The organism is Sphaerotilus sulfidivorans (assembly GCF_013426975.1).
Lineage (GTDB): Bacteria > Pseudomonadota > Gammaproteobacteria > Burkholderiales > Burkholderiaceae_C > Sphaerotilus > Sphaerotilus sulfidivorans.
In genome coordinates this window covers 1-26,896 of sequence record NZ_JACCPY010000012.1, presented here as the reverse complement: position 1 = coordinate 26,896, position 26,896 = coordinate 1, and the positions used below count along the sequence as shown (strand labels likewise).

Annotated in this window: 26 protein-coding genes, 2 rRNA genes and 1 riboswitch; of the genes, 17 read left to right on the top strand and 11 right to left on the bottom strand. The window is 70.2% G+C overall.

The window, feature by feature from the left end; translation table 11 throughout:
- The first annotated feature begins 100 nt into the window (after positions 1-100).
- The 3 genes from HZU84_RS09460 to HZU84_RS09450 all read left to right on the top strand — a co-directional run bounded on the left by HZU84_RS09460 (position 101) and on the right by HZU84_RS09450 (position 2,760).
- Positions 101-1,414 carry a DUF445 domain-containing protein gene (locus tag HZU84_RS09460; RefSeq protein ID WP_149502036.1) on the top strand — a complete coding sequence of 438 codons (1,314 nt, stop codon included), beginning with the start codon at positions 101-103 and terminating at the stop codon, positions 1,412-1,414.
- 124 nt (positions 1,415-1,538) lie between these two features.
- On the top strand, positions 1,539-1,802 hold the full coding sequence (locus HZU84_RS09455) for a hypothetical protein (protein WP_149502034.1): 264 nt from the start codon (positions 1,539-1,541) through the stop codon (positions 1,800-1,802).
- Between the two features lie 91 nt (positions 1,803-1,893).
- Entirely contained in the window at positions 1,894-2,760 is an 867-nt protein-coding gene (locus HZU84_RS09450) for a hypothetical protein (protein WP_219340912.1), read from the top strand.
- A 21-nt stretch (positions 2,761-2,781) separates the two neighbouring features.
- Here the strand turns inward: HZU84_RS09450 and HZU84_RS09445 are convergent, their stop codons facing one another.
- A complete protein-coding gene (locus HZU84_RS09445) occupies positions 2,782-3,612 on the bottom strand; it encodes a hypothetical protein (protein ID WP_149502032.1) in 831 nt (276 codons plus the stop codon).
- Between the two features lie 323 nt (positions 3,613-3,935).
- Between HZU84_RS09445 and HZU84_RS09440 the strand changes: the two genes are divergently transcribed.
- The 7 genes from HZU84_RS09440 to HZU84_RS09410 all read left to right on the top strand — a co-directional run bounded on the left by HZU84_RS09440 (position 3,936) and on the right by HZU84_RS09410 (position 11,334).
- Positions 3,936-4,775 (top strand): HDOD domain-containing protein, encoded by an 840-nt coding sequence (locus HZU84_RS09440; RefSeq protein ID WP_180692869.1) that lies wholly within the window; start codon positions 3,936-3,938, stop codon positions 4,773-4,775.
- A 16-nt stretch (positions 4,776-4,791) separates the two neighbouring features.
- On the top strand, positions 4,792-6,072 hold the full coding sequence (locus HZU84_RS09435) for a GTP cyclohydrolase II (RefSeq protein ID WP_149502028.1): 1,281 nt from the start codon (positions 4,792-4,794) through the stop codon (positions 6,070-6,072).
- Positions 6,065-7,318: a URC4/urg3 family protein gene (locus HZU84_RS09430; protein WP_149502025.1), complete on the top strand. Its 1,254-nt coding sequence runs from the start codon at positions 6,065-6,067 to the stop codon at positions 7,316-7,318. The genes HZU84_RS09435 and HZU84_RS09430 overlap by 8 nt, the downstream gene beginning before the upstream one ends.
- A gap of 36 nt (positions 7,319-7,354) precedes the next feature.
- A complete protein-coding gene (gene upp, locus HZU84_RS09425; RefSeq protein WP_149502023.1) occupies positions 7,355-8,008 on the top strand; it encodes a uracil phosphoribosyltransferase in 654 nt (217 codons plus the stop codon).
- A 207-nt stretch (positions 8,009-8,215) separates the two neighbouring features.
- On the top strand, positions 8,216-9,262 hold the full coding sequence (locus HZU84_RS09420) for a diguanylate cyclase domain-containing protein (RefSeq protein WP_180692868.1): 1,047 nt from the start codon (positions 8,216-8,218) through the stop codon (positions 9,260-9,262).
- A 34-nt stretch (positions 9,263-9,296) separates the two neighbouring features.
- A complete protein-coding gene (locus HZU84_RS09415) occupies positions 9,297-10,589 on the top strand; it encodes an amidohydrolase family protein (protein ID WP_149502019.1) in 1,293 nt (430 codons plus the stop codon).
- A gap of 115 nt (positions 10,590-10,704) precedes the next feature.
- Entirely contained in the window at positions 10,705-11,334 is a 630-nt protein-coding gene (locus tag HZU84_RS09410) for a glutathione S-transferase family protein (RefSeq protein ID WP_149502017.1), read from the top strand.
- Here HZU84_RS09410 and HZU84_RS09405 read toward each other — a convergent pair whose 3' ends face one another.
- Positions 11,335-12,129, bottom strand: coding sequence for a sensor histidine kinase (locus HZU84_RS09405; protein WP_149502015.1), 795 nt, complete (start codon positions 12,127-12,129; stop codon positions 11,335-11,337).
- Between the two features lie 186 nt (positions 12,130-12,315).
- Positions 12,316-12,387, top strand: a riboswitch (SAM riboswitch).
- 65 nt (positions 12,388-12,452) lie between these two features.
- Here HZU84_RS09405 and metX point away from each other — a divergent pair.
- Entirely contained in the window at positions 12,453-13,586 is a 1,134-nt protein-coding gene (gene metX, locus HZU84_RS09400; RefSeq protein WP_149502013.1) for a homoserine O-succinyltransferase MetX, read from the top strand.
- Positions 13,583-14,167: a methionine biosynthesis protein MetW gene (gene metW, locus HZU84_RS09395; protein ID WP_037481606.1), complete on the top strand. Its 585-nt coding sequence runs from the start codon at positions 13,583-13,585 to the stop codon at positions 14,165-14,167. Before metX ends, metW begins: the two co-directional genes overlap by 4 nt.
- Here the strand turns inward: metW and HZU84_RS09390 are convergent.
- The gene (locus HZU84_RS09390) at positions 14,148-14,843 is read right to left on the bottom strand and encodes a GGDEF domain-containing protein (RefSeq protein WP_149502011.1); all 696 of its coding nucleotides are present in this window, start codon (positions 14,841-14,843) and stop codon (positions 14,148-14,150) included. The two genes, metW and HZU84_RS09390, sit on opposite strands and share 20 nt — an antisense overlap.
- 181 nt (positions 14,844-15,024) lie before the next feature.
- Here HZU84_RS09390 and HZU84_RS09385 point away from each other — a divergent pair, with 181 nt between their 5' ends.
- The 3 genes from HZU84_RS09385 to HZU84_RS09375 are packed head-to-tail and all read left to right on the top strand — an operon-like array spanning position 15,025 to position 18,419.
- Entirely contained in the window at positions 15,025-15,531 is a 507-nt protein-coding gene (locus HZU84_RS09385) for a hypothetical protein (RefSeq protein WP_149502009.1), read from the top strand.
- Positions 15,532-15,583: 52 nt separating this feature from the next.
- Positions 15,584-17,083, top strand: coding sequence for a M20/M25/M40 family metallo-hydrolase (locus tag HZU84_RS09380; protein WP_149502007.1), 1,500 nt, complete (start codon positions 15,584-15,586; stop codon positions 17,081-17,083).
- Positions 17,084-17,132: 49 nt separating this feature from the next.
- On the top strand, positions 17,133-18,419 hold the full coding sequence (locus tag HZU84_RS09375) for a serine hydrolase domain-containing protein (RefSeq protein ID WP_149502005.1): 1,287 nt from the start codon (positions 17,133-17,135) through the stop codon (positions 18,417-18,419).
- On the opposite strand, the gene HZU84_RS09370 is transcribed toward HZU84_RS09375, so the two are convergent.
- The 6 genes from HZU84_RS09370 to HZU84_RS09345 all read right to left on the bottom strand — a co-directional run bounded on the left by HZU84_RS09370 (position 18,406) and on the right by HZU84_RS09345 (position 24,655).
- On the bottom strand, positions 18,406-19,176 hold the full coding sequence (locus HZU84_RS09370) for a 5'-methylthioadenosine/adenosylhomocysteine nucleosidase (protein ID WP_149502003.1): 771 nt from the start codon (positions 19,174-19,176) through the stop codon (positions 18,406-18,408). The genes HZU84_RS09375 and HZU84_RS09370 overlap by 14 nt on opposite strands.
- A gap of 65 nt (positions 19,177-19,241) precedes the next feature.
- Entirely contained in the window at positions 19,242-19,910 is a 669-nt protein-coding gene (locus HZU84_RS09365) for a hypothetical protein (protein ID WP_149502001.1), read from the bottom strand.
- Between the two features lie 47 nt (positions 19,911-19,957).
- Complete coding sequence (locus tag HZU84_RS09360) at positions 19,958-21,634, bottom strand: long-chain-fatty-acid--CoA ligase (RefSeq protein ID WP_149502000.1); 1,677 nt, start codon at positions 21,632-21,634, stop codon at positions 19,958-19,960.
- A gap of 137 nt (positions 21,635-21,771) precedes the next feature.
- Positions 21,772-23,193, bottom strand: a complete 1,422-nt coding sequence (locus HZU84_RS09355) for an NAD(P)(+) transhydrogenase (Re/Si-specific) subunit beta (protein WP_149501998.1) — start codon at positions 23,191-23,193, stop codon at positions 21,772-21,774.
- The gene (locus HZU84_RS09350; RefSeq protein WP_149501996.1) at positions 23,190-23,513 is read right to left on the bottom strand and encodes an NAD(P) transhydrogenase subunit alpha part 2; all 324 of its coding nucleotides are present in this window, start codon (positions 23,511-23,513) and stop codon (positions 23,190-23,192) included. Before HZU84_RS09350 ends, HZU84_RS09355 begins: the two co-directional genes overlap by 4 nt.
- Before the next feature lie 11 nt (positions 23,514-23,524).
- Positions 23,525-24,655: a Re/Si-specific NAD(P)(+) transhydrogenase subunit alpha gene (locus HZU84_RS09345; RefSeq protein ID WP_149501994.1), complete on the bottom strand. Its 1,131-nt coding sequence runs from the start codon at positions 24,653-24,655 to the stop codon at positions 23,525-23,527.
- Between the two features lie 125 nt (positions 24,656-24,780).
- Here HZU84_RS09345 and HZU84_RS09340 point away from each other — a divergent pair, with 125 nt between their 5' ends.
- Positions 24,781-25,275 carry an NUDIX hydrolase gene (locus HZU84_RS09340; RefSeq protein WP_149501992.1) on the top strand — a complete coding sequence of 165 codons (495 nt, stop codon included), beginning with the start codon at positions 24,781-24,783 and terminating at the stop codon, positions 25,273-25,275.
- On the top strand, positions 25,272-26,402 hold the full coding sequence (gene mnmA, locus HZU84_RS09335) for a tRNA 2-thiouridine(34) synthase MnmA (protein WP_149501990.1): 1,131 nt from the start codon (positions 25,272-25,274) through the stop codon (positions 26,400-26,402). Before HZU84_RS09340 ends, mnmA begins: the two co-directional genes overlap by 4 nt.
- Positions 26,403-26,543: 141 nt before the next feature.
- On the opposite strand, the gene rrf is transcribed toward mnmA, so the two are convergent.
- Together rrf and HZU84_RS09325 are read right to left on the bottom strand one after the other, a co-directional pair.
- A 5S ribosomal RNA gene (gene rrf, locus HZU84_RS09330) occupies positions 26,544-26,656 on the bottom strand.
- Positions 26,657-26,803: 147 nt separating this feature from the next.
- Positions 26,804-26,896 (bottom strand): 23S ribosomal RNA (locus HZU84_RS09325); the annotation flags it as partial.

Sequence of the window (26,896 nt, the reverse complement as noted above, 5' to 3'; positions counted from 1 at the left end):
CTCTGCAGTGATGATCGTGCGGCATTCGCACAGACATGCCCACCGGGCAGGCCCAGGCCCCGACAGCCCCACGTCATCCGCGGCCGAGCACAATCGGTGCATGAGCGATCCGGCCCTGACTCCCCCGCCGTCCGTTCCCTCGGTCCCGCCGGTCGAGGAGCGCCTCGCCCGGCTGCGCCGGATGAAGCACCTGGCGCTGCTGGCGCTGGTGCTGTGCGCCGGGCTGCTGGCGCTGGCGCACCAGCAGGGCCGCAGCGGCCTCTGGGGCTGGGTGGCGGCCTTCGCCGAGGCGGCGGTGGTCGGTGCGCTGGCCGACTGGTTCGCGGTGGTGGCGCTGTTTCGCCGCCCCCTCGGCCTGCCCTTCCCGCACACCGCGATCCTGCCGCGGCGCAAGCCCCAGCTCGCCGACCAGTTCGCGGTCTTCATGCGCGACCGCTTTCTCGACACGCCGACGCTGCTGGCCCGGCTGGATGCCCTCGATCCGCTGGCGCGGCTGGGCGAATGGCTGGCCCGCGAAGACAACGCACGCCGGCTGGCGACGCATCTGCAGGGCCTGGGCGGCGTGCTGCTGGGCTGCATCGACGATGCACGGGTGCGCGGCCTGCTGCAGGGGGCGGTCACGCAGCGGCTCGAGCGGCTCGACCTGTCGCATGCCGCCGGGGATCTGCTCGACACCCTGACCGCGCAGGGCCGCCATCAGCAGCTCTTCGAGCAGGCGCTGCTGCAGCTGGCCGAGCAGGTCGACAGCGAACCGGTGCAGCGCACGCTGGCCTCGGTGCTGCTGGAGATCGCCGGACAGGAATATCCACTGGTGCTGCGCACCATCGGCCTGGTCGCCGACACCGACGAGTTCGGCCGCCGGCTGGCCTCGGCGACCGCACGCGGCCTGACCCGCTGGGTGCACGAGGTCTGCGAGGATCCGCAGCATCCGCGCCGGCTGGCCTTCGACCGCAGCGTCGCCGAGCTGGTCGAGCGGCTGCGCCAGGACCCGGACTTCGCCTCACGCATCCATGCCGCCAAGGACCGCTGGCTGCACGAGCCGGTGCTGCAGGACTATGTGCGCGGCCTGTGGGACGAGCTGCGTGCCTGGCTGCTGGCCGATCTGGCCTCGCCGCAGTCGCGGCTGCAGGAGCAGATGCTGCTGGCGGCGCAGCGCCTGGGCCGGGCGCTGGGCAACGACGCGGTGCTGCGCGCCGCGCTGCAGGCGCATCTGCGCACGGTGGTCGAGCAGAGCGCGCCGGCGCTGCGCGATCTGGCCGCCACCCACATCGCGCGCACGGTGCGCGGCTGGCATGACGAGCAGCTGGTGCAGGAGATCGAGCTGGCGATCGGCCGCGACCTGCAGTTCATCCGGCTCAACGGCACGCTGGTGGGCGGGCTGATCGGACTGGTGCTGCACGCCCTCGGCGGTTGACGGCCGGACACGACGCTTCATCTGTTGGAGCGATGCACGCAGGCAAGCCTTGAGTGAAACAATCGTCACAGATCGGAAACGTCATTCAGAAACGCCGTGACTTCATTCACGCAGGGAGAAAGAGATGACCGCTCGAGGCGCGCTGGAACTGCTGCTGAACGAACTGGGCCGACTGCCAGGCACCCGCCTGATGCCGGTCTCGACCCGCGCGCCAGCCCCGCGTGTGCCGGCGTCCATCAGCGCCGAGGACGCCCGCTGGACCTGGTACGACACCCAGCCGGGCGAGTTCTCCGGCCTCGAGATCACCGAGTACAGCGTGCCGGCCGCCCTGTGCCAGGCCGTCTTCCAGCCCCGGGACCGCGCCTTCCCGCCCGCCGGCAGCCGTTGAAGGCCGGAGGAATCTGCCCGTGAGCTGCAATGACCTCGGCGCCCTGCTTGCTGTCCGTGACGAGGCACACGATCTTGTTACGCTCGGGGGCATGAGCGCCGATGCCCCGAGTCCCGCACCGAATTCCGTTCCGAGCCCCGCCCCGGCGCCGATGCGCCTGACCAGCGCGCACCGCCGGCGCCTGCGCGAGGTCTGGCGCTCGGCCGGCTGGCCGGCGCAGGACATTCTCGAGGCCGAGCTGCTGGCCGCCGGACTGCTCGAGCGTCATCACGACAGCGCCGGGCGCTGCACCATCCGGGTGACCGATGCCGGCATCCAGGCGCTGGCCGACTCCGCCGCGCGCAACCGCGCCGCCCGCAGTGCGCACGAGGCCCTGGTCGAGCAGGTCGCGCTGGCCATGATCCGCGAAGGCCGCATCGCCTGGCGCGGCCTGACGCTGCGTGCCCGCGTGCCGGGCGAATCCGGCGGCGGCACGCCCGTGCCGATGGAGCTGTCGGCCCATGACGCCTCGGTCGACCCCGGCCCGGTCGATGACCGGACCTGGCAGCTGGCGATGCCCGATGTCTTCTCGGTGCGGCACACCTCGGTGGCGGCCTATCTGCAGCCGCTGGTGCACGAGATCAAGGTCAGCCGGGCCGACCTGCTGGCCGACCTGCGCCAGCCGACCAAGCGGGCGGCCTACCTCGACATGGCCGGCGGCCTGTACTACGTGCTCGCCGAAGGCATCGCCCGAGCCGAGGAGATTCCGGCCGAATGCGGCGTCATCGAGATGCGAGGCGGCCTGCTGCACACGCTGCGCCCGGCACCGATGCGCCCGCTGTCGCAGGAGTCCGGCCTGCCCTTCGCGGTCTGGATGGCGCTGGCTCGGGCCGTGCCGGTGCCGCGCCCGGAAAGCCTGCAGCTGCGCCTGGGCGACAGCCTGGAAAACACCGGTCCGCTGACGGATGACAGCGTGTGAGGCGGCCGCGGCCCGCGGGACTCAGGCCGGCAGCAGCGTGCTGAGGCTGCTGCTCAGCGTCGACCACCACAGCACCCGGGGCTGACGGGCCAGCGTGCCCAGCCGCGTCGGTGCGGCCGGCCGGCCGTAGTGCAGCAGGCTGCGCACCGGCACCTGGCGGCTGCGGGCCACCCACAGCACACCCTGGCGAGGTTGATCGGGCTGAAGCTCCAGCGTGACCGCGCTGCCTGCACGGCGCAGCTGCTCGACGCTGCGATCCAGCGTCTGCGGGTCGTGGCAGGCCAGCATGACCTGCGTGGCACGACCGGCCACCCGGTCGACCAGCCGCTCGAAGGCCTCGGTCGACTGGCGGCGCGCCGCACCGGTGTCGGCCCAGCGCTCATGCACCAGCCGCAGCCGCACGCCGGCCTCGCAGGCGCGGTCGGCATCGTGCAGGCTGGACTCTCGATCGGCCGACAGCGACAGCCCCAGGCGGTCGTGATGCACGCGCAGCATCGCCAGCTGGTCGATCAGCCGGCCGGTCGCCTCGGGCGCCACCAGATCCAGCGTGACCGGCATCGCCCGCGAACGGGCCGCCGCCAGCAGCCGCATCATCTGCACCGCGTCCTGACCCAGCGCGGCCGGCTGCACCAGCAGCGCGGCCTCCGCAGGCAGCTCGGACAGCCGGGCCATGCTGCCGATCAGACGCGCGGCCACCTCGGCGGGCGACTCGTCCGACTCCGGCCGGTAGCTGACGCAGGCCCCCATGCGCCAGCGCGCCAGCCGCACCGCCGCCGCCAGCACTTCGTCGAAACGGATCGCGCCTCTGGACGGCGCACGACATTGCGCAGCAACCCGGCTCGCGCCTGCCATTTCTGCCATCTCCTGTTTCACGGCTGTGTCCATCAGAGTCCCCACCCCACAAAGCGCGACAAGTGTCACGAATTCAAGCAGATTTCGAAGGAAATATGAAGGCAAAAGTCGTGCCGGTCAATTTTCATTGCGGTGCCGCAAGGGCCTGGGGCGCTCGTGACAACGACGCACACGGGGAAAACACCACGTCGGAGCGCGCTGCATTGCCGGACTTGCCAGGAAAGTGCACCGTCACGGGTCACCCCAGATGCACCACCGGGGTGAGCCGACGTACGCTGAAGGCCTGTTCAACACCGTCTTGGGGATCGGAGAAGCACGTGCCCTTGCCCGCACCGTTGCGCAGCCTCCAGGCCGATCTGCCGGCCTGCCCGCGTGTGCTGCTGGAACTGCAGACCCTGATGCGCGATGACGAGCGCGCCTTGCCGGAGATCGCCGCGCTGATCGAGTCCGACATGGCGCTGGCCGCCGCGGTCGTGCGCACCGTCAACTCGGCGATGTACGGCCTGCTGCGGCGGGTCGAGACGGTCGGCGAGGCACTGCGCTATCTCGGCACCCGGGAGGTGGTGGCGATCAGCTATGCCAGCGCGCTGCGTGCGGCCTTCCCGCCCTCGCCGCGCATGAACGCGCTGTGGCGCACCGCCGGGCTGAGCGGCCTGCTGATGGGCCGCAGCGCCGCAGCGCTGGGCGTCGATCCGCTGCAGGCGCACACCGCGGGCCTGTTCGCACGCAGCGGCCAGGCGCTGATGCTGGCGCATCTGGGCCCGGCCTACGAGGCGATGCTCGAGGCCTTCGGCACCGACGCCACCGCGCTGGATGCGGCCGAGACCAGCGCCTGGGGCATCGGACATGCCGCCTACGGCAGCGTGCTGTGTGCCAGCTGGGGGCTGGCCGGGCCGGTCGTCAGCTTCGTGCGGGAACGGGTGCGAGCCCCGGCGCAGCGCCCGCCGCTGGAGCCGATGCTGCGCCGGCTGCTCGCACTGGGCGCCGCCACCGAGGCGCTGCTGCACGAGGACGGCGGCCCGGGCGCACCGGCGGCGCTGTCGGCGCTCTCCGGACTGCCCGCCAGCGCCGACCTGCCCGAGCAGGCGCTGCGCGACGCGGTGGCACCGCACTGGCATCAGCTGGGCGAGCTGCGGGCACGCGGCTTGCAGATCATCGACTGACACCCGAGGAACCCTCATGGCCCGCGACCCTTCCCCCTCCCCGGCCGGCCACATCCGGCTCACCTCCCATCCCGGCCAGGGTGCGGCCGGGGCCCCGCCGATCCGCTGGGGCGAAGCCGATCCGCACGCGCGCGGCCCGGTCGTCGGCACGACCGTCTCGCGCCACCAGCGCAATGTCGTCGGCACGCACAGCGGCAGCTACGGCGTCTACCGCGCGCTGGCGGTGGCGGCCGGCAACCTCGAGCGCGGCCACCGCGCCGACCTGACCAACACCGCGCCGACCGACCGCATCGGCCCCTATCCGCAGTGGTCCGAGCCCGAGCGCATCGTCTCGATCGATCCGTGGGGCGCGCTGGTCGCCGAGGTCTTCGCCGAGCAGATCGCCGCCGGCATGGACATCCGCCCGACCATCGCCGTCACCAAGGCGCACATCCACCTGCCCGAGGTGCGCCAGGCCATGGCCTTCCAGCGCCTGAAGCCCGACGGCCGCATCCTGCTCGAGGACGGCTCGGCGGCGGTGACCAAGATCGCGGTCGAGCCGGTCTGGTGGCTGCCCGGCGTGGCCCGGCGCTTCGGCGTCAGCGAGGCCGAGCTGCGCCGCGCGCTCTTCGAGGAGACCGGCGGCATGTACCCGGAGCTGGTCACCCGCAGCGACATCGAGGTCTTCCTGCCGCCGATCGGCGGGCAGACGCTCTATGTCTTCGGCGACGTGCGCGACCTGGCCGATCCGTCGGTGACGCTGACCGCGCGCATCCACGACGAATGCAACGGCTCGGACGTGTTCGGCTCGGACATCTGCACCTGCCGCCCCTACCTGACGCACGCGATCGAGGAATGCATCGAGGGCGCGCAGAGCGTCGAGCACGGCGGGCGCGGCGGCGTCGGCCTGATCGCCTACAGCCGCAAGGAGGGCCGCGCGCTGGGCGAGGTCACCAAGTTCCTCGTCTACAACGCGCGCAAGCGCCAGGTGGGCGGCGACTCGGCCGACAAGTACTTCCTGCGCACCGAGTGCGTGGCCGGCGTGCAGGACATGCGCTTCCAGGAGCTGATGCCCGACGTGCTGCACTGGCTGGGCATCCGCCGCATCCACCGGCTGGTGTCGATGAGCAACGACAAGTTCGACGCCATCACCGGCAGCGGCATCGAGGTGGTCGAGCGCATCAAGATCCCGGACGAGCTGGTGCCGGCCGACGCGATGGTCGAGATCCAGGCCAAGATCGCCGCCGGCTACTTCACCACCGGCGAGGTGCCGGACGAGGCGGATCTGGCCGCCGTGAAGGGGCGCGGCCTTGAGTGAACACCATCGCCCCGACCCGCTGGTCGTGCTGAACGACCCGGCCACCGTGCGCCGGCGCTGCCACGCGATCGCCGCCGCGGTGGAGAGCGGCCACTCGGCGCATTTCCGCATCGACCGCGGTGCGCTGCCGGCCATCGCGCAGCGCATCGCCGCCCTGACGCGCCGGCGATTCCCCGACCTGCAGATCCCGTATCACAGCCGCTGGCGCCACTTCGAGGCCGGCGGCGTCGACCGCAAGGACGAGATCGACGCGCTGCTGCGCCCGCTCGGCAGCGTCGGTCTGGCGCGTGCGCGCATCGATCTCGCGCTGATCAGCGTGCTGCTCGATGCCGGCGCCGGCCCCGACTGGCATTACGACGAGGCCGAGACCGGCCAGCGCCTGGCGCGCTCGGAAGGCCTGGCGGTGGCGACGCTGCGCGCCTTCGCGGCCGGTGCCTTCTCGTCGCGGCCGGACGAGCCCTGCCGGGTCGACGCCCGCGCGCTCGGCCGGATGGAGGCCGCGCCGCTGGCCGCCGTCTTCCAGGTCCGGCCGGACAATCCGCTCGTCGGCCTGGAGGGGCGCGCGGCGCTGCTGCGCCGGCTCGGCGCGGTGATGGCGGCGCAGCCCGAGCGCTTCGGCGACGACGGCCGCCCCGGCGGCCTGTTCGACCGGCTGGCCGCGCGCGCGCGCCAGCGCTCGAGCACCGCGCCGGCGCTGCAGGCCGCCGAGCTGCTGGTCGAGCTGCTGGCGTCGCTCGCGCCGATCTGGCCCTCGGGCCAGAGTCTGGACGGGCGGCCGATCGGCGATGTCTGGCCGCACCCGCAGGCCAGTGCGCCGGACGCGCCGGCCGCCGGCCGGGTGCCCTTCCACAAGCTGTCGCAGTGGCTGACCTATTCGCTGCTGGAGCCCTTCGAGTGGGCCGGCATCGCGGTGGAAGGGCTGGACGCGCTCACCGGCCTGCCCGAATACCGCAACGGCGGCCTGCTGATCGACGGCGGCGCGCTGGTGCCGCTGGCGGCCGACTTCGCCGCCCGGCCGAAGACGGTCGACGATCCGTGGGTGATCGAGTGGCGGGCGCTGACGGTGGCGCTGCTCGACGACCTGGCGCCGCTGGTGCGCGCCGAGCTGGGCGTCGACGCGCAGCAGCTGCCGCTGGCGTGCATGCTCGAGGGCGGCAGCTGGGCCGCCGGCCGCGAGATCGCCGCCGAGCGCCGGCCGGGCGGCGCGCCGCCACTGCGCATCGCCAGCGACGGCACCGTCTTCTGATCCCAACCTGATCCGCAACCCGCGAGGAGAGACCCCATGAGCACGATGAACACCCCCGGCGCCGGCCAGGTCCACGTCGTCGATCACCCGCTGGTGCAGCACAAGCTGACGCTGATGCGCCAGAAGGACCGCTCGACCAACAGCTTCCGCCGCCTGCTCGGCGAGATCAGCATGCTGATGGCCTACGAGGTCACCCGCGACATGCCGACGCAGATGATCGAGATCGAGACGCCGCTCGAGACGATGCTCAGCCCGGTCATCGAGGGTCGCAAGACCGTCTTCGTCGTCATCATGCGCGCCGGCAGCGGCTTTCTCGACGGCATGCTGCAGGTGGTGCCGGGCGCGCGCGTCGGCCACATCGGCCTGTACCGCGACCCCAAGACGCTGGTCGCGGTCGAGTACTACTTCAAGATGCCCGGCGACATGCACGAGCGCGATGCCATCGTGCTCGATCCGATGCTGGCCACCGGCAATTCGGCCGCGGCCGCGGTCGAGCGGCTGAAGGAGACCCGCCCGCGCTCGATCCGCTTCGTCAGCCTGCTGGCGGCGCCCGAGGGCCTGAAGCATTTCCACGAGGCCCATCCGGACGTGCCGGTCTACACCGCGGCGATCGATCGCCAGCTCAACGACCACGGCTACATCGTTCCCGGCCTGGGCGACGCCGGCGACCGGATGTTCGGCACCAAGTAGGAAGCCGGGCAGACATCGGGGCCGGGTACGGCTGTGGTTCAATTCCCATCATCCGGCAGCGGCACGAATGGTCGTGGACGCGGCCGGATTCTGCCGGATCCAGAGCGGATCGTGGCCCGCAGGCCTCCGCGCTGCCGCAGGAGAAGAGGCCCGGGGCGCGTGCCAGCCGCCACAAGGGCAGACCGGATGACACGAGATGGGGAATGCATGAACGAACCGGAGCGCCAGGACCCTCAGCACAGCAGCATGCTGGCTCGCCAGCTTCTCGACGGCTGCGCCGCCTCCGATGCGCAGCTGCTGAGCACGGTGCGGCAGGCGATCGACCTGGCGGGCACCCGCCCCGCCGATGCGGCAAGCGCCTGGCACCTGGGCTGGCTGCAGGCGCTGCAGCAGGTGCTGGACGGCGAGCCGGACGCCGCGCGCCAGCATCTGGCCCGGCTGCGCAGCAGCCCGCCGCCCCGGCAGGCGCCCGGCCAGGACACCACGGACCCCGCACCCGAGAACACCGAGCTGCCGCTGCTGTGGGTGGCCGTGCTGATCGCGCAGGCCCGGCAGGATGCGGCGGCGCTGGAAGCCGCCGCGCTGCGTCTGGCCGACGAGGCGGCCCGGATCGGTCATCGGCCACTGGCGGATCTGGGCGAACGCTGCCTGGCCCGCTGTCTGGACACCGAGCAGATGGCGCGCCGGCGTCAGGGTCTGGAGGCCCGCGACAGCGCCAGCCTGCCGTCCTCGGCGCGGCTGTCGCGCTATCTGACGCAGCTGCAGGCCAGCGTGCAGCCTGCGCTGGTGCCCGAGCACGCCGAGCACCTGCCCGCGCTGCCAGACCGGCAGGCCTTCATGCAGCAGGCGCACCGCCTGCTGCCGCTGCCGGCGGATCAGGACTGCGCGGTGCTGCTGCTGTCGGCCAGCGACATCGATCCGCCCGCCCAGGCCCGGCACGAACGGGTGCTCGTCGCCTTTGGCCAGCTGATCGGACTGACGCTGCGGGCCGGCGATCTGGCGGCCCGCTGGTCGGACGAGCAGATCGCGGTGCTGCTGCCGCAGGCCTCGGCCGATGATGCCGCGCGCATCTGCCAGCGCATCGCGCAGGCGGTGCAGGAGCGCGACTGGTCGGCCCTGAGCGGCGATCGCCTGCTGCAGATCGACATCAGCCATGCCCAGGCCGGACCGGGCGACACGCCGCAGACGCTGATGCAGCGCTGCGAGGCCGAGATGGCCGCCGGCCGCCGCCGCCGCCGCCGCATCGCGGCCTGACACCCGATTGCCCCTCTGCCGCGGAGACGTCCCGATGACCGAAGCCCGAGACCTGCTGATCCGCGACGCCACGCTGCCCGACGGCCGCACCGGCCAGGACCTGCTGATCCTGGCCGGGCGCATCGCCGCGGTCGGCCCGGCGCTGGCCGCGCCGCCGGGCCTGCCCACGCTCGACGCCCGGGGCTGGCTGCTCAGCGCGCCCTTCGTCGACGCGCATTTCCACATGGACGCGACGCTCTCCCACGGCCTGCCGCGGGTCAACGCCAGCGGCACGCTGCTGGAGGGCATCGCGCTGTGGGGCGAGCTCAAGCCGCAGCTCACGCAGGAAGCGCTGGTCGAGCGCGCGCTGCAGTACTGCGACTGGGCGGTGGCCAAGGGGCTGCTGGCGATCCGCAGCCATGTCGACATCTGCGACGACCGACTGCTGGCGGTGGAGGCGCTGCTGGAGGTGAAACGCCGCGTCGCGCCCTGCCTCGACCTGCAGCTGGTCGCCTTCCCGCAGGACGGCGTGCTGCGCCGCCCGGGCGCGCTGGCCAACCTGAAGCGCGCGCTCGACCTGGGCGTCGAGGTGGTCGGCGGCATCCCGCACTTCGAGCGGACGATGGCGGACGGCGCCGAGTCGGTGCGCCTGCTGTGCGAGCTGGCCGCCGAACGCGGCCTGCGCGTCGACATGCACTGCGACGAGAGCGACGATCCGCTGTCGCGCCACATCGAGACGCTGGCGTATCAGGCGCAGCGGCTCGGGCTGCAGGGCCGCGTCACCGGCTCGCACCTGACGTCCATGCACTCGATGGACAACTACTATGTCTCCAAGCTGCTGCCGCTGATCGCGGAGGCCGGCGTGCATGCGGTGGCCAACCCGCTGATCAACATCACGCTGCAGGGCCGCCACGACACCTACCCGAAGCGCCGCGGCATGACGCGCGTGCCCGAGCTGATGGCCGCCGGCGTCAATGTCGCCTTCGGCCACGACTGCGTCATGGACCCGTGGTATTCGCTGGGCTCGGGCGACATGCTGGAGGTGGCGCAGATGGGCCTGCATGTGGCGCAGATGACCTCGCAGGCGCAGATGCGCGCCTGCTTCGACGCGGTGACGACGAATGCCGCGAAGGTACTCGGGCTCGACGGCCACGGGCTGGACATCGGCTGCCACGGCGATGTCGTGCTGCTGCAGGCGCGCTCGCCGGTCGAGGCGATCCGGCTGCGCGCGACCCGGCTGGCGGTGGTGCGGCGCGGACAGGTGATCGCGCGCTGCGCACCCGCCCAGGCCGTGCTCGACCTGCCCGGGCGCGGACCTGCCACGGTCGACTGGACACTGCAGCGCTGAAGGTCGATCACCCCGCATCACGCTTTTCCAAGGGGGGAGCCGGACCGCTGGCCCGAAAGGCTCGTGGCTAGAATGGTCCTGCCCCGAAACTCAGAACGACAAACCTGCCCCGCTCATGAAACTCATCGGTTCGCTGACCAGCCCGTATGTGCGCAAGGTGCGCATCGTGCTGGCGGAGAAGAAGCTCGACTACAAGCTCGTCATCGAGGATCCGTGGTCGGATCCGGTCGGCCTGACCTCGGCCAACCCGCTCAGCCAGGTACCCTGCCTGGTGCTCGAGGGCGGTGACGCGCTCTACGACTCGCGGGTCATCGTCGAATATGTGGACACGCTCTCGCCGGTCGGCCGGCTGATTCCGGAAAAGGGCCGCGAGCGCGCCGAGGTCCGCACCTGGGAGGCGCTGGCCGACGGCCTGCTGGATGCCGCGCTGCTGGCACGGCTGGAATCGACCTGGCCCGGCCGCGACGCCAGCCAGCGCTGCCCGGCCTGGATCGAGCGCCAGCTCGGCAAGATCGACGCGGCGCTGCGCACCCTGTCCGCTGGCCTGGGCGAACGCAACTGGTATTCCGGCCTGCATCCGACGCTGGCCGACATCGCGGTCGGCTGCGCGCTGGGCTATCTGGACTTCCGCTTTCCGGCGATCGCCTGGCGCGATGCGCATCCCAATCTGGACCGGCTGATGCAGCGTCTGTCGCAGCGCGCGAGCTTCGCGGCCACGCAGCCGCCGGCAGCCCCGCCGGCCTGATCAGAGCTTCAGCGTCAGTTCCACCACCCAGCCCGGACGGGCCGGGCCGATCGCCAGCGGTGCGCCCAGATCGCCGGCGAGACGCTCCATCATCGCGATGCCACGCGCGGTGGCCTCGGCGCGGCGCCCCTCGGGCTTGCCGCGGCCGTCATCGCTGATGCGCAGGCGCAGGCTGCGCTGCGAACGCTCCTCGAGCAGCCGCAGCTCGAACCCGGCCGCATGCGCGCCCTCGGCATGACGCACCACATTGTCCAGCGCCTCCTGGACCAGCCGCATCAGATGCAGCCGGCTGCGCGCCGGCAGATGCAGCACCGCGGCGGCCTCGTCGACCTGCCAGCTCAACCGGATGCCCCGCTCGGCCAGCATCGGCTGGAAATGGGCCTGCAGACCGTGCAGGCCGTCACCCAGCGCCGCCGGTTCGGCACGCACGGCCTCGCGCATCAGCCGCAGCGACAGCAGCGCCTGCGCGAGCTGCTGGTCGAGATGCATCAGCCGCGCCGGACCGGGCAGGTCATCGCCGGTGCGCGCCAGCGTGCGCGCGGCCAGCAGCTGCATCCCGAGCCGGTCCTGGACCTCGCCGACCAGCCGCTGCATGTCGGTGTCCGCCTCGGGCACCCCCGGCCAGCGCGCCAGCGTGGAGTCGAAGGGCAGCGAGCGGCACGGCAGCGCCTGCTCGTCCGCCCGGCCCTGCTGCCAGCGATGCCACAGCCGGCCGACCAGCGCCAGCGCCAGCATCGTGCCCAGCGCCAGCAGCCAGGCATCACTCGAGAGATCGGGAACAGCAGTCGGATTCACGGTGTCAGACGGGTTCGGAGCGGTTCAGCTTCATCCAGAAGGGGGAGCGAGAGAATTGTCACGACCCAGGGGCCGGACTCGCCACCCCGGGGCCACGGGTCCGGCGGCTGCAGCAGCCACCTGCACGAGGGGCTGAGACGCCACCAAAATCGCAGTTCATGCCGCATTCGCGCTCGCGCTACACTCGCGCCTCACAGCGCCGATTTGGTCCGGCTTGCGGGCGCTCTAGAAATTCCGCTAAAGAGGGGCACTCGACGACCCGGTGTCCGCCTCAGGCAGCGCCGGGTTTTTTTCGTGGTCGGAAACCTCTGGGAGCTCTCCCGATGTCGATGCAGGGACATGTCACCCCGCAGAAGATGCATTTCAGCGAAGCGCTGAAGCTGCGCAGCGGCGCCACGCTGCGCGATTACACGCTGGTCTACGAGACCTACGGCCGGCTCAACGCCGAGCGCAGCAACGCGGTGCTGGTGTGCCATGCGCTCAACGCCAGCCACCATGTCGCCGGCACGCATGCCGACAACCCGAAGAACGTCGGCTGGTGGGACAACCTGATCGGTCCGGGCAAGCCGCTCGACACCGACCGATTCTTCGTCATCTGCATCAACAACCCCGGCTCGTGCTTCGGCTCGACCGGCCCGATGCATGTCAATCCGGACACCGGCCGCCTCTATGGCAGCGACTTTCCGGTCGTCACGGTGGAAGACTGGGTGAACGCGCAGGCCCGGGTGCTCGACCGGCTGGGCATTCATCAGCTCGCCGCGGTGATGGGCGGCAGCCTGGGCGGCATGCAGGCACTGAGCTGGACGCTGCAATACCCCGAGCGCATGCGCCATGCGCTGGTGATCGCCTCGGCACCGAGCCTGTCGGCGCAGAACATCGCCTTCAACGAGGTCGCCCGGCGCGCGATCGTCACCGACCCGGACTTCCACGGCGGCCATTTCTACGCGCACGGCGTCGTGCCGAAGCGCGGCCTGCGGGTGGCGCGCATGATCGGCCACATCACCTACCTCTCGGACGACTCGATGGAGGCCAAGTTCGGCCGCGAGCTGCGTTCGGCCGAGCTGGCCTACTCGACGCAGGAGATCGAGTTCCAGATCGAGAGCTACCTGCGCTACCAGGGCGACAAGTTCAGCGAGTACTTCGACGCCAACACCTACCTGCTGATCACGCGTGCGCTCGACTACTTCGACCCGGCGCGGGAGTTCGGCGGCGACCTGTCGCGGGCGCTGTCGCGCGCGCAGGCGAAGTTCCTGGTGGTGAGCTTCACGACCGACTGGCGCTTCTCGCCGGCGCGCTCGCGCGAGATCGTCAAGGGCCTGCTCGACAACCGGATCGACGTGAGCTACGCCGAGATCGACGCGCCGCACGGCCACGATGCCTTCCTGCTGGACGACGCGCGCTACCACGGCGTCGTGCGCGCCTGCTACGACAACATCGCCCGGGAGATCGGCGCATGAGCAACCGCCAGGCCCTCGAACTGATCGCCGATCTGGTGCCCCAGGGCAGCCGCGTGCTCGACCTGGGCTGCGGCGACGGCGCGCTGCTGGCGCTGCTGCGCGACCGGCGCGGCTGCCGCGGCTACGGCGTCGAGCTGGACGACGCCAAGGTGCTGGCCGGCGTGCAGCGTGGCGTCAACGTGCTGCAGCGCAACCTGGAAGAAGGCCTGAGCCTCTTCGAGGACAACAGCTTCGACGTGGTGCTGCAGCTCGACACGCTGCAGAACCTGCGCAACACCGAGGACATGCTGCGCGAGACCGCGCGCGTCGGGCGCATCGGCATCGTCAGCTTTCCCAACTTCGCACACTGGCCGAACCGGCTGCGCGTGCTGCAGGGCCGCATGCCGGTGACCAAGGTGCTGCCCTACCAGTGGTACGACACGCCCAACATCCGCGTCGGCACCTTCGCCGACTTCGAGATCCTGGCGCGCAAGAACGGCTTGCACATCCTCGACGCCTTCGGCCTGCACGAGGGTGAAGTGGTACGGCACTGGCCCAATCTGCTGGCCAGCACCGCGGTCTTCAAGTTCGAGCACCGCTGAGGCTCACCTGGTCGCGGCCGCACCGCTTGGCCTGGTACAGCGCCAGATCGGCACGGTGCAGCCAGTCGGCGGCCGATTCGCTGCCGTCCCACTGCGCCACGCCGAAGCTGGCGGTGACCGTGCCGGCGATCGCCATCGGCTCGCGGCGCAGCGCCTGCCGGGCCAGCTCGGCCTGAGCCAGCGCTCCGGCCAGATCGGTCGCGGGCAGCAGCAGCGCAAACTCCTCGCCACCCAGCCGGCCCAGCAGGTCTGCACCGCGCATCTGCCGGCGCAGGCGGGCAGCCACCTCGCGCAGCACCCCGTCGCCTGCGGCATGACCATGCCGGTCGTTGATGCGCTTGAAGTGATCGATGTCGATCATCACCAGCGACAGCAGCGCCTGCTGCTGCTGGGCCTGCGCCAGTCGATCCATGAAGCCGCGCCGGTTCACCGCGCCGGTCAGGCTGTCATGCAGCGCCAGCCGGCGCAGCGCCTGGCTGTGCTCACGCGCAGGTCGGCGTACCAGCCGGTGCAGGGCCCGATTCAGCAGCAGGAAGATCAGCAGCAGCGCCAGCACCCGCGGCGGCAGGTGCTGGCGCCAGTCCTCCCGGTCCATCCAGGTCAGCAGGCCCAGACCGGCGCTGGCGACCACCGCGGCCAGAGCCACCGCCAGATCGATGCGGGCGCGCAGGTTCATCGGACATCATCGAAGCCAGTTGTTTACATATTGTTTCATATAAAGCTGTAAATCCGGATGATTCCGCCCCGGATCAACCCACACTCCGGCTCGGCTTTCACCAATCTGACGAATTCAAGCCTGTAGAGTGCGGAATTCGATCTTTGTCGTGGCACCGCCACCCGTCCGCCGAGGAGTTCCCATGCAGCCACTCGATGATCAGGACCGGCATCTTCAGGACAAGCGTTCGCCCACCCACCGCCGTGCGCCGCTGTGGCGCTGCTGGATCACCGGCGGCCTGACGGTGGTGGCGCTGACCGTCACCAGTCTGGGCTCGCACCACAGCGGCAGCCTGGCGCGGCTCAGCCGGTTCTCGCCGACCGAAACGATTGCCCGGCTCGCCGCACATGCGCAGGCCTACGGCCTGAGCGTCTTCGCCCGCATTCCGCTGCAGGACCGCGAGGGCCGCGGCGAGTGGCTGGTGCTCGGCCTGGCCGAGGACGAGACCGCGATCGTGCAGAGCGACGATCCGGAGCAGATCGTCAGCCTGCCGCTGACGATGCGCATCACCGCCGAGGCCGGCGGCGGCTCGCGCATCCAGTTCCATGCCACCGACGAGCTGCCGCGACTACCCGACGGCACGCTGCCCCCACAGCTCATCGAGGGTCTGGACGCGCTGCCGGCGCTGCTTGACGACGCGCTGGGCTGAGCTGGCTACACTGACCGCCGGACGGCCGCCTCCGGCCGGACACGAGGTCCGCATGAATGCCCCCGACACCCTGATCCGTCCCGACCCGACCGCGCTGGCGCAGCATGTCGCCGCCACCTGGGACCGCGACATCGTCCGCGAGCTGACCGACTACATCGCGATTCCGGCCAAGAGCCCGATGTTCGACGCCGACTGGGCCGCGCACGGGCATCTCGACACCGTGGTGCGCCGCGCCGCCGACTGGGTGAATGCGCGGCGCGTGCCCGGCCTGACGCTGGAGATCGTGCAGCTGCACGACGCCGCCGGCCGGCGGCGCACGCCGGTGCTGTTCTTCGAGGTCGCCGCGACCCGCCACGAGGTGGCGGTCGGCACCGCGCAGCAGCCCAGCGTGCTGATGTACGGCCACCTCGACAAGCAGCCCGAGTTCACCGGCTGGCGCGCCGACCTCGGCCCCTGGACCCCGAAGCGCATCGACGAGCGCCTCTACGGCCGCGGCGGCGCCGACGACGGCTACGCGGTCTATGCCGCGATCGCCGCGATCGAGGCGCTGAAGAACCAGGGCGTGCCGCACCCGCGCATCGTCGGCCTGATCGAGACCGGCGAGGAAAGCGGCTCCGACGACCTGCCCTTCTACGTCGACGCGCTGCGCGAGCGACTCGGCGCGGTGAGCCTGGTGGTCTGCCTGGACTCGGGCGCCGGCAACTACGAGCAGCTCTGGCTGACCACCTCGCTGCGCGGGCTGGTCAGCGGTGCGCTGAAGGTGGAGGTGCTGGAGGAAGGCGTGCATTCGGGCGACGCCAGCGGCGTGGTGCCGTCGAGCTTTCGCATCCTGCGCCACCTGCTCGACCGGCTGGAGGACAGCGCCACCGGCCGGCTGCTGCCCGGCGCCTTCCATGTCGAGATCCCGGCGGCGCGGCTGGCACAGGCGCGCGCCACCGCCGCGGTGCTCGGCGACGAGGTCTGGAAGCGCCAGCCCTGGGCCTGCGGCGCCGAGGGCCTGCCGGTGCTGCCGATGACCGACGACCCGGTCGAGGCGCTGCTGGGCCGCACCTGGCGGCCGACGCTGAGCGTGACCGGCGCCGAGGGTCTGCCGGCGCTCTCGAGCGCCGGCAACGTGCTGCGCCCCTTCACCGCCTTCAAGCTCAGCCTGCGCCTGCCGCCGACGGTCGACGCCAACGCCGCGGCCGAACACCTGAAGTCTCTGCTGGAGGCCGACGCGCCCTACCGCGCCCGCGTGACCTTCCAGCCCGACGGCCGTGCCGGCGCCTGGGGCGCCAGCGGCTGGGACGCACCCGAGCTGGCGCCGTGGCTGGAGCGCGCGATGGACCGCGCCTCGCACGACCAGTTCGGCGCACCGCTGGGCTACATCGGCCAGGGCGGCACCATCCCGCTGATGAACCTGCTGCAGAAGAGCTTTCCGCGGGCGCAGATGATGGTCTGCGGCGTGCTCGGCCCGAAGAGCAACGCGCACGGCCCCAACGAGTTCATCGACCTGGCCTACGCGCGCCAGCTGACCGCCGCGGTCGCGCAGGTCATCGCCGCTCATCCCTGAGCCTTGCGGCCCTTGTGCAGGCTGCCTGGTGCGGCCTGCCGCTCCTGCCATGCCCTTTCGACTGCCTCGCCTTCTTCCGTCACGCGCCCTGGGCGCGCTGCTGCTGCCGCTGCTGCCGCTGGCCCTGTCCGGCTGCGGCACGCTGCTGCCACCGGCCTGGATCATCGGCCAGCAGCGCACGATGATCACCGACCATCAGCACTTCGACAACGCACCGATTCCGGCCTCGCGCCAGCCGGTGCCGCTGCCGGCCGCGCCCGAGGCACTGAAGCTGCCCACCGCGCCCGACGGCGGCGAGCTTGGCCCCTGGCTGGAGCAGCAGGGCACGGTCGCGCTGATCGTGCTGCGCGACGGTCGCATCGTGCACGAGCAGTATTTCGCCGGCCGCCAGCGTGACACGCTGCTGACCTCGTTCTCGGTGGCCAAGTCGGTGGTGGCGCTGCTGCTGGGCCAGGCGATCCGCGACGGCCACATCCGTGGCATCGACGATCCGGTCACCCGCTACCTGCCCGAGCTGGAGCGCCAGGATCCGCGTTTCGCCCAGGTGCGGCTGCGCGACCTGCTGGCGATGCGCAGCGGCATCGCGTTCCAGGAAAAGTACAGCTCGCCGTGGTCGGATGTGGCGATCTTCTACCTGACGCCGGACCTGGGCCGCGCGGTGGCCGGCCTGAAGATCGCCGAGCCGCCAAACCAGCGCTACCGCTACAGCAGCGGCGACACCCAGCTGCTGGGCATGGCGATCGAGCGCGCGACCGGCCAGCGGCTGCACCAGCGGGTCGCGCAGGACCTGTGGGCGCCGATGGGTGCCGGCATGGACGCCAGCTGGAGCGTCGACAGCGCGGTGCTCGGGCAGGCGCGTGCCTTCTGCTGCCTGAACGCCCGTGCGCTCGACTTCGCCCGCATCGGCCAGCTGATGCTGGACCGCGGCCGTGTCGGCGCACGCCAGGTGGTGCCGGCAGAATGGATCGACACGCTGCTGACGGTGCAGACCCATCCCGGCGACGATGCGGCCGCACAGCGCAACATCGAGCTGCCGGGCCGGCCGGAAGCGGCTTTCTACACCGGCCAGTGGCGCCGTCTGCCGCAGGGCCCGCTGGAGATGCGCCCCGATCCGGCTTCCGGGCGCGACCCGGCCACCCTGGTGCCGGGCACCGACTTCTACGCGCAGGGCCAGCACGGCCAGTACATCTTCGTGGCGCCGCGCCAGCGCACCGTCGTGGTGCGGCTGGGCACCGATCGCCGGCCCGGCACCTGGTGGCCGGGCGTGCTGGGCCGCATCGCGCGCAGCGGCCTGGACGGCACCGAGCCGGGGGTCGAGGCGCTCAGCGCGCGCTGAGCCAGCCGTCGACGATCGCCGCGCTGGCGTGCGAGGCGACCTCGTCGATGAAGCGCATGAAGTCGACATGCGCGCTGTCGTCGGCGCGGTCCGAGATGGTGCGCAGCACCGCGAACGGCAGGCCGAGGTCGTGGCAGGCCTGCGCCAGCGCCGCGCCCTCCATCTCGACCGCCAGCGCGTCCGGCAGCGCCTGGCGCAGCGCCGCGCATCCGGACGCGGCGCCGACGAAGCGGTCGCCGCTGACGATCAGGCCGCGATGCAGGGCCGGACGGCTCACGCCGAGCGCCTCGGCCGCCGCGCCGAAGGGCTGCGGCAAGGCCAGCACCGCCTCGCAGGCCGTGGCCAGCGCCTGGGTCAGTGCCGCATCGGCCGGAAAGCGCGAGCGCCCGGTCAGCGGCACCTCGAAGCGCGGGAACAGCGGCGAGGCGTCCATGTCGTGCTGCAGCAGCGTGTCGGCCAGCACCAGATCGCCCACCTTCACGCCGTCGCCCAGGCCGCCGGCCACGCCGGTGAACACCAGCGCGCCGACGCCGAAGCGCTCGGCCAGCAGCGTCGCGGTGGTCGCCGCCGCGACCTTGCCGACGCCGCACAGCACCAGCACCACCGGCACGCCATGCAGCTGTCCGACCAGGAAGTCGCGCCCGGCATGGCGCTGGCGCTCGAAGTCGGCCTCGTGGCCGCGCGCCAGCAGCGCGGCGAGTTCCTGGTGCAGGGCACTGACAATCGCCAGCGGCCGGATCGGGGTCGGGCAAGACATCTCGGAAGGGGACGGGCAGGACGGCGTGCTCATGATCGGCGCGAGCATACGCCAGCCGGCGCGCGTCAGTCGCCGAGATCTTCCAGGCCCAGGGCGCGCCGCACGGTGCGCGCCGTGGCCAGCCCCCGTAGGCGTTCGACCTCGGCGACGAAGTCGGTGGCGACCTGCTCCAGGTCGTCGAGGTCCTGCGCCTTTTCGATGCGCAGCGTGTAGCGGTAGCCCCGGAACAGACCGAGCGTCTGGCGCGCCAGCGCGTTCAGGCTGTCATAGAGATCGGCATAGCCCAGCGTGGAATGCAGCCGAGGCCGGGTGCTCAGAGGAATGAAGGCGCTCTGCGGATCCGCCTGCTGCGGCACGATGACCGGCGCAGGCGCGGGAGCGGACGCAGGCGGAACCGTTCCAGACGCGGGGGAGACGAACCGCGGCACCTGCAGCGGGATCGGCAGCGCCAGCCGGGCCAGTTCGTCGGCGCGAAAGACCGGACCGAAATCGCTGGGCAGCGGCGCCGGACGGGTCTCGGCAGGTCCGGCCTCCGGCACCGGCTCGATCAGGCCGGCCTGCTCGAGCACGCCCACCTCGGCCCAGCCGACGCCGTGCACCATCTGCAGCCACTGCCGGACCGGCTTCGACGCGTCGAGGATCAGCAGCAGATTGCGCGCCGAACGCGGCAGCGGGTAGTGCCGGTCACGCAGCACCTGGCGGCCGCGCACCGACTTGGCGTAGTACTCGGCCATGGTCCCTGCCTGACTGCTGCGGCGACCCTGCATGCGCGCTGCAGCAGTCAGGGCTTGCGGTCGCGCAGCTCGCGCCGCAGCACCTTGCCGACCGGCGTCTTGGGCAGCTCGTCGCGGAACTCGACGACACGCGGGCGCTTGTAGCCGGTCATGTTCTGCTCGCAGTAGGCCCGGACATCGGCCTCGGTCAGCGCCGGATCGCGCCGCACGATGACCACCTTGACCGCCTCGCCGGTGCGGCTGTCGGCCACGCCGACCGCGGCGCATTCCGCCACGCCGGGCATCTGCGTCAGCACATCCTCGATCTCGTTCGGGTAGACGTTGAAGCCCGACACCAGGATCATGTCCTTCTTGCGGTCGACGATGCGGAAGTAGCCGCGCTCGTCGACCATGCCGATGTCGCCGGTGCGGAAGAAGCCGTCGGCGGTCATGACCTTGGCGGTCTCGTCCGGGCGCTGCCAGTAGCCGGCCATGACCTGCGGACCGCGCACCGCGATCTCGCCGGCGGTGCCCGGTGGCACCTCGCGGCCGTCGTCGTCGAGCAGGCACATCTCGGTGCCGGGCAGCGGCAGGCCGATGGTGCCGGTGAAGGCATGGCTGTCGGTCGGGTTGCAGCTGACCGTCGGCGAGGTCTCCGACAGGCCGTAGCCTTCGCAGATGGAGCAGCCGGTCTTCTGCAGCCACAGCTTCGCGGTGGCCTGCTGCACTGCCATGCCGCCCCCGACCGAGATCAGCAGATGGCTCCAGTCGACCGACCCGAAGGCGGGATGGTTGGCCAGCGCATTGAACAGCGTGTTGACTGCCGGAAAGGTATGGAAGCGGATGCCCGAGAGCTCCTTGAGCAGCGCCGGCAGATCACGCGGATTCGGGATCAGCACATTGCAGGCGCCGACCCGCGAGCCCAGCATCATGTTCGTGTTGAAGCCGAAGATGTGATAGAGCGGCAGCGCGCAGATCTGCACCAGCTGCTCGCCGGGGGGCAGACGCTTGAGGGCCGGCTGGTACCAGGCATCGCACTGCAGCACATTGGCGACCAGATTGCGGTGCAGCAGCATCGCGCCCTTGGCCACGCCGGTGGTGCCGCCGGTGTACTGCAGCACCGCCAGGTCCTCCGGCCCGACCGCCACCGGCTGCAGGCTGCGCGACCGACCCTGCGCCAGCGCATCCCGGAAGCGCAGGGTGCCCTTCAGCTCGAAGGCGGGCACCAGCTTCTTGACCCGGCGCACCACGAAATCGACGATCGCCGCCTTCGGAAAGCCGAGCAGCTCGCCCAGCGAGGTCAGGATGACCTTCTCGACCGGCACCGAGGCACGCACCTGCTGCAGCGTGTGCGCGAAGTTCTCCAGGATCAGCAGCACCTTCGCGCCGGCATCGCGCAGCTGGTGCTCGAGTTCGCGCGGGGTGTAGAGCGGATTGACGTTGACCACCACCATGCCCGCACGCAGGATGCCGGCCACCGCGATCGGATACTGCGGCACGTTGGGCAGCATGACCGCCACCCGGTCGCCCTTCTTCAGCCCCTGCGCCTGCAGCCAGGCCGCAAAGGCGAGCGACATCTCGTCGATGCGGGCATAGCTGAAGGTCTGCCCCATGTAGCGGTAGGCATCGCGGTCGCGAAAGCTCGCGAAGCTTTCGTCCAGCAGCGCGACCAGCGATGCGTAGCGGCTGACCTCGATCTCGGCGGGAACCCCTTCGGGGTAGTGCCTCAACCAGACTTTGTCCATTCAGATGTCTCCAGTGCTGCGGACTATTCTGGTGGAGGCCGCTCAGGCGGACATCAGGGGATTCATTCAGAAGCTGTCGCCCCTGTTACTCATTTCCCATTCAGCCGACTTTCATCCGATGTTCAGGATCAAGGACCTCACTCCACCGCCTTGACCATGTCCTCGACCACCTTCTTCGCGTCGCCGAAGACCATCATCGTCTTGTCCATGTAGAACAGCTCGTTGTCCAGGCCGGCATAGCCGGCGGCCATCGAGCGCTTGTTGACGATGACCGTCTTGGCCTTGTAGGCCTCCAGGATCGGCATGCCGTAGATCGGGCTGCCCTTCTGCAGCGCGGCCGGGTTCACCACGTCGTTGGCACCCAGGATGATCGCCACGTCGGCCTGGCCGAACTCGCCGTTGATGTCCTCCATCTCGAAGACCTGGTCGTAGGGCACTTCGGCCTCGGCCAGCAGCACGTTCATGTGGCCGGGCATGCGCCCGGCGACCGGGTGGATCGCGTACTTCACCGTGATGCCCTTGTGGACGAGCTTCTCGGCCAGCTCCTTCACCGCGTGCTGCGCGCGCGCCACCGCCAGGCCGTAGCCGGGCACGATCACCACCGTCTCGGCGTTGCCGAGAATGAAGGCCGCGTCGTCGGCCGAGCCGCTCTTGACGCTGCGCTGAGCCTGCGCGCCGCCGGTGGCCGCCGCCGCCTCGCCGCCGAAGCCGCCCAGGATCACGTTGAAGAACGAGCGGTTCATCGCCTTGCACATGATGTACGAGAGGATGGCGCCCGAGCTGCCGACCAGCGAGCCGGCGATGATCAGCATGCTGTTGTTGAGCGAGAACCCGATGCCGGCCGCCGCCCAGCCCGAGTAGCTGTTGAGCATCGACACGACCACCGGCATGTCCGCGCCGCCGATCGGGATGATGATCAGCACGCCCATCACGAAGGCCAGCGCCAGCATCGCGAAGAAGGCTGGCCAGCTCTCGGTGAACATGAAGACCAGGCCGAGGCCGACGGTGGCCAGGCCCAGCACCAGGTTCAGCATGTGCTGGCCCTTGAACTGCACCGGCGCGCCCTGGAACAGGCGGAACCTGTACTTGCCCGAGAGCTTGCCGAAGGCGATGACCGAACCCGAGAAGGTGATCGCGCCGATCGCCGCGCCCAGGAACAGCTCCAGCCGGTTGCCCGCCGGGATCATCTCCCCCTTGGCGACGATGCCGAAGGCGTAGGGCTCGGCGACGACCGCGATGGCGATGAAGACCGCCGCCAGGCCGATCATGCTGTGCATGAAGGCGACCAGCTCGGGCATCTTCGTCATCTCGACGCGCTGGGCCATGACCGCGCCGGCCCCGCCGCCGACCACCAGGCCCGCCAGCACATAGCCCAGCCCCAGCGGCGAGCCGGCCAGCTTGACGATCAGCGCCGCGGTGGTCAGCACCGCGATCGTCATGCCGGTCATGCCGAAGACATTGCCGCGGATCGAGGTGGTCGGGTGGCTCAGGCCCTTGAGGGCCTGGATGAAGCAGACGCTGGCCACCAGATAGAGCAGCGTGACGAGATTCATGCTCATGCCGACTCTCCCTTGGCCGCCGCGGGCTTCTTGTCCTTCTTCTTGAACATCTCCAGCATCCGGCGCGTGACCAGGAAGCCGCCGAAGACGTTCACCGCCGCCAGCGCCACCGCCAGCACGCCCATGCTCTTGCCCAGCGTCGTCTCGGTCAGCGCCGCCGCCAGCATCGCGCCGACGATGACGATAGCCGAGACTGCATTGGTCACCGCCATCAGCGGCGTGTGCAGCGCCGGCGTCACCGTCCAGACGACGTGATAGCCGACATAGATGGCCAGCACAAAGATGATCAGATTGAGAATCGTGGGGGACACGATGTCCATGGCGTGCTCCTTCAGCTGCGGGTGACCTGGCCGTCGCGCGCGACGAGACAGGCGACGACGATGTCGTCATCCATCGGGACATTCAGGGTGGTGGCATCCTTCGCCAGCACCAGCTTGAGGAAGTCGAGCACATTGCGCGCGTACAGCGCCGAGGCATCGGCCGCCACCAGCGCCGGCAGGTTGGTCTCGCCGACGATCGTCACGCCGTGGACCTGCACCGTCTGCCCGGCCACCGTCAGCGGGCAGTTGCCGCCGCCGTCGGGGCCGCGGCCGGCGGCGAGGTCGATGATCACCGAGCCCGGCTTCATCGCCTGCACCATCTCGGCCGAGATCAGCGTCGGTGCCGGGCGGCCCGGGATCAGCGCGGTGGAAATGACCACATCGGCCTGCGCCACCCGCTTGGCCACCTCGATCTTCTGGCGCGCCAGCCAGCTCGGCGGCATCGGCCGGGCGTAGCCGCCGACGCCCTCGGCCGCCTCCTTCTCCTCGGCCGTCTCGTAGGGCACGTCGATGAACTTGGCGCCAAGCGACTCGACCTGCTCCTTCACCGAAGGACGCACATCGGAGGCCTCGATCACCGCGCCCAGGCGCTTGGCGGTGGCGATGGCCTGCAGGCCCGCCACGCCGACGCCCAGGATCACGACGCGTGCGGCCTTCACCGTGCCGGCCGCGGTCATCAGCATCGGGAAGAACTTCTGGTAGCGGTCGGCGGCCATGATCACCGCCTTGTAGCCGGCGATGTTGGCCTGGGACGAGAGCACGTCCATGCTCTGCGCCCGTGTGGTGCGCGGCGCGGCCTCCAGCGCGAAGCCGGTCAGGCCCGCAGCGGCCAGGCGCTCCAGCCCGACGCGATCGAACGGGTCGAGCATGCCGACCAGCGCCGCGCCGCGCTTCATGTGCGGCAGCTCCGCGGCCGACGGCGCGCGCACCTTCAAGACCAGATCACAGCCGAGGGCGCCTGCCGCATCGGTGATCTCCGCGCCGACGGCCTGGTAGGCCTCGTCAGGCGCGCTGGCCCGGGTTCCGGCACCGGACTGCACACGCACCGTGTGTCCCTGCGCCTTGAGCTTCTTCGCCGTCTCGGGCGTCACGGCCACGCGAGTTTCCCCCGCAGCCGTCTCCAGCGGTACACCGACCAGCATCTGACCCCTCCTCATTGTGGATGTGTCAGATTACACAGATCGCGTGACGCCACCACCCCCGTGCGATCCCGGAGACATGGCCCGTCACACGGCCCGGTAACAGCCCAAGCCGGTAGGATCGCGACATGAGCGAACAACGTTGGAAACCCAGTGTCACGGTTGCGGCCATCATCGAGCAGGAAGGCCGCTTCCTGCTGGTCGAGGAAGAGACACCCGATGGTCTGAAACTGAACAACCCCGCAGGCCACCTCGAGGCAGGCGAATCGCTGCTGCAGGGCGTGGTGCGCGAGGCGCTCGAGGAGACCGGGCGCCATTTCGTGCCGGAGGCCCTGCTTGGCGTCTATCTGGCCCGCATGCACCGCGAGGCTGACCCGGCTGCAGACGTGACCTACCTGCGCTTTGCCTATCGCGGTCGGGTCGGCGAGCCGATTCCCGACCAGGCTCTCGACGCCGGCATCGTGCGCACCCTCTGGATGACGCCGGACGAGATCCGCACCAGCGTCGCGCGCCACCGCTCCCCAATGCTGCTGCGCTGCATCGAGGACCATCTGGCCGGCCGCAGTCATCCGCTCGACGCGGTCTGGGCCGAGGACGCGCTGGGCACCGGAGGTGCGGCATGAGCGCGAGCGTGCGTCCTCAGCGTGTCGTCGTCGGCCTGAGCGGCGGCGTCGATTCGGCCGTCAGCGCCTGGCTGCTCAAGCAGCAGGGGCATGAGGTGGTCGGCATCTTCATGAAGAACTGGGAGGACGACGACGACAGCGAGTTCTGCTCGTCGCGCCAGGACTTCCTCGACGCCGCCTCGGTCGCCGACGTGATCGGCATCGAGATCGAGCATGTCAACTTCGCCGCGGAATACAAGGACCGCGTCTTCGCGGATTTCCTTCGCGAATACCAGGCTGGCCGCACGCCCAATCCGGACGTGCTGTGCAATGCCGAGATCAAGTTCAAGGCTTTCCTGGACCACGCGATGCGCCTCGGCGCCGAGAAGATCGCCACCGGCCATTACGCCCGCGTGCGCGAGAACCCAGCCAGCCAGCGCTTCGAGCTGCTCAAGGGCCTGGACCCGGCCAAGGACCAGAGCTATTTCCTGCACCGGCTGAACCAGGCGCAGCTGTCGAAGACGATGTTCCCGGTCGGCGAGATCCACAAGACCGAGGTGCGTCGCATCGCCGAAGAGATCGGCCTGCCCAACGCGAAGAAGAAGGACTCGACCGGCATCTGCTTCATCGGCGAGCGCCCGTTCCGCGATTTCCTGAACCGCTATCTGAGCAAGGAACCCGGCCCGATCAAGGACGACCGCGGCCGCGTGCTCGGCGAGCATGTGGGCTTGAGCTTCTACACCCTCGGCCAGCGCAAGGGCATCGGCATCGGCGGCGTGAAGGAGAAGAAATCCGCACGCGGCGGCGGTGACCATGAGCCCTGGTTCGTCGCCCGCAAGGACATGGAGAAGAACACGCTGTGGATCGTGCAGGGCCATGATCATCCGTGGCTGCAGTCGCATCAACTGCGTGCCGGCGACATCAGCTGGGTGGCCGGCGAATCCCCCAAGCTAGGCGCCTGCGCCGCCAAGACGCGCTATCGCCAGACCGATGCGCGTTGCCGCATCGACGCAGGCCATGCGACCAACGACAGCTTCGGCCTGCACTTCGACGAGGCGCAATGGGCGGTCACGCCAGGCCAGTCTGCCGTCGTCTACGACGGCGAAGTGTGCCTGGGCGGCGGCATCATCACGACAGTGATCGCCTGATCTCCCGCAGATCACATCCGGGCATGAGGCCGCCATCGCGGCCACGCCCGGAAATTCCTCCACGGCAGGATTTCGTCATTTCGACGGGCCAAAGCAAAAACCCCTCTGACCATAAGATCAGAGGGGTTTGCTGGAATAGAAGCCTGACGATGACCTACTTTCACACGCGAATGCGCACTATCATCGGCGCGGAGGCGTTTCACTGTCCTGTTCGGGATGGGAAGGAGTGGGACCACCTCGCTATGGTCGTCAGGCATAACCGTTGGTCTTTCAGGCTTGAGCCTGAAAGACGATTCGTAGAGTCTGATGAATCAGCGCTGGTCTGTCAATTGATTGCGTTCACCGTGACTGAAGTACGGTTCACGTCGACACTCTTACCTTGACAGGAATGTCAAAGTTATAGGGTCAAGCCTCACGAGCAATTAGTACTGGTTAGCTTAAAGCGTTACCGCTCTTCCACACCCAGCCTATCAACGTCCTGGTCTTGAACGACT

Coding starts and splice junctions, on each gene's coding strand:
- HZU84_RS09460 (WP_149502036.1), top strand. CDS start 101: ATGAGCGATCCGGCCCTGACTCCCCCGCCGTCCGTTCCCTCGGTCCCG.
- HZU84_RS09455 (WP_149502034.1), top strand. CDS start 1,539: ATGACCGCTCGAGGCGCGCTGGAACTGCTGCTGAACGAACTGGGCCGA.
- HZU84_RS09450 (WP_219340912.1), top strand. CDS start 1,894: ATGAGCGCCGATGCCCCGAGTCCCGCACCGAATTCCGTTCCGAGCCCC.
- HZU84_RS09445 (WP_149502032.1), bottom strand. CDS start 3,612: ATGGCAGGCGCGAGCCGGGTTGCTGCGCAATGTCGTGCGCCGTCCAGA.
- HZU84_RS09435 (WP_149502028.1), top strand. CDS start 4,792: ATGGCCCGCGACCCTTCCCCCTCCCCGGCCGGCCACATCCGGCTCACC.
- upp (WP_149502023.1), top strand. CDS start 7,355: ATGAGCACGATGAACACCCCCGGCGCCGGCCAGGTCCACGTCGTCGAT.
- HZU84_RS09420 (WP_180692868.1), top strand. CDS start 8,216: ATGAACGAACCGGAGCGCCAGGACCCTCAGCACAGCAGCATGCTGGCT.
- HZU84_RS09415 (WP_149502019.1), top strand. CDS start 9,297: ATGACCGAAGCCCGAGACCTGCTGATCCGCGACGCCACGCTGCCCGAC.
- HZU84_RS09410 (WP_149502017.1), top strand. CDS start 10,705: ATGAAACTCATCGGTTCGCTGACCAGCCCGTATGTGCGCAAGGTGCGC.
- metX (WP_149502013.1), top strand. CDS start 12,453: ATGTCGATGCAGGGACATGTCACCCCGCAGAAGATGCATTTCAGCGAA.
- metW (WP_037481606.1), top strand. CDS start 13,583: ATGAGCAACCGCCAGGCCCTCGAACTGATCGCCGATCTGGTGCCCCAG.
- HZU84_RS09390 (WP_149502011.1), bottom strand. CDS start 14,843: ATGAACCTGCGCGCCCGCATCGATCTGGCGGTGGCTCTGGCCGCGGTG.
- HZU84_RS09385 (WP_149502009.1), top strand. CDS start 15,025: ATGCAGCCACTCGATGATCAGGACCGGCATCTTCAGGACAAGCGTTCG.
- HZU84_RS09380 (WP_149502007.1), top strand. CDS start 15,584: ATGAATGCCCCCGACACCCTGATCCGTCCCGACCCGACCGCGCTGGCG.
- HZU84_RS09375 (WP_149502005.1), top strand. CDS start 17,133: ATGCCCTTTCGACTGCCTCGCCTTCTTCCGTCACGCGCCCTGGGCGCG.
- HZU84_RS09370 (WP_149502003.1), bottom strand. CDS start 19,176: ATGTCTTGCCCGACCCCGATCCGGCCGCTGGCGATTGTCAGTGCCCTG.
- HZU84_RS09365 (WP_149502001.1), bottom strand. CDS start 19,910: ATGGCCGAGTACTACGCCAAGTCGGTGCGCGGCCGCCAGGTGCTGCGT.
- HZU84_RS09360 (WP_149502000.1), bottom strand. CDS start 21,634: ATGGACAAAGTCTGGTTGAGGCACTACCCCGAAGGGGTTCCCGCCGAG.
- HZU84_RS09355 (WP_149501998.1), bottom strand. CDS start 23,193: ATGAGCATGAATCTCGTCACGCTGCTCTATCTGGTGGCCAGCGTCTGC.
- HZU84_RS09350 (WP_149501996.1), bottom strand. CDS start 23,513: ATGGACATCGTGTCCCCCACGATTCTCAATCTGATCATCTTTGTGCTG.
- HZU84_RS09345 (WP_149501994.1), bottom strand. CDS start 24,655: ATGCTGGTCGGTGTACCGCTGGAGACGGCTGCGGGGGAAACTCGCGTG.
- HZU84_RS09340 (WP_149501992.1), top strand. CDS start 24,781: ATGAGCGAACAACGTTGGAAACCCAGTGTCACGGTTGCGGCCATCATC.
- mnmA (WP_149501990.1), top strand. CDS start 25,272: ATGAGCGCGAGCGTGCGTCCTCAGCGTGTCGTCGTCGGCCTGAGCGGC.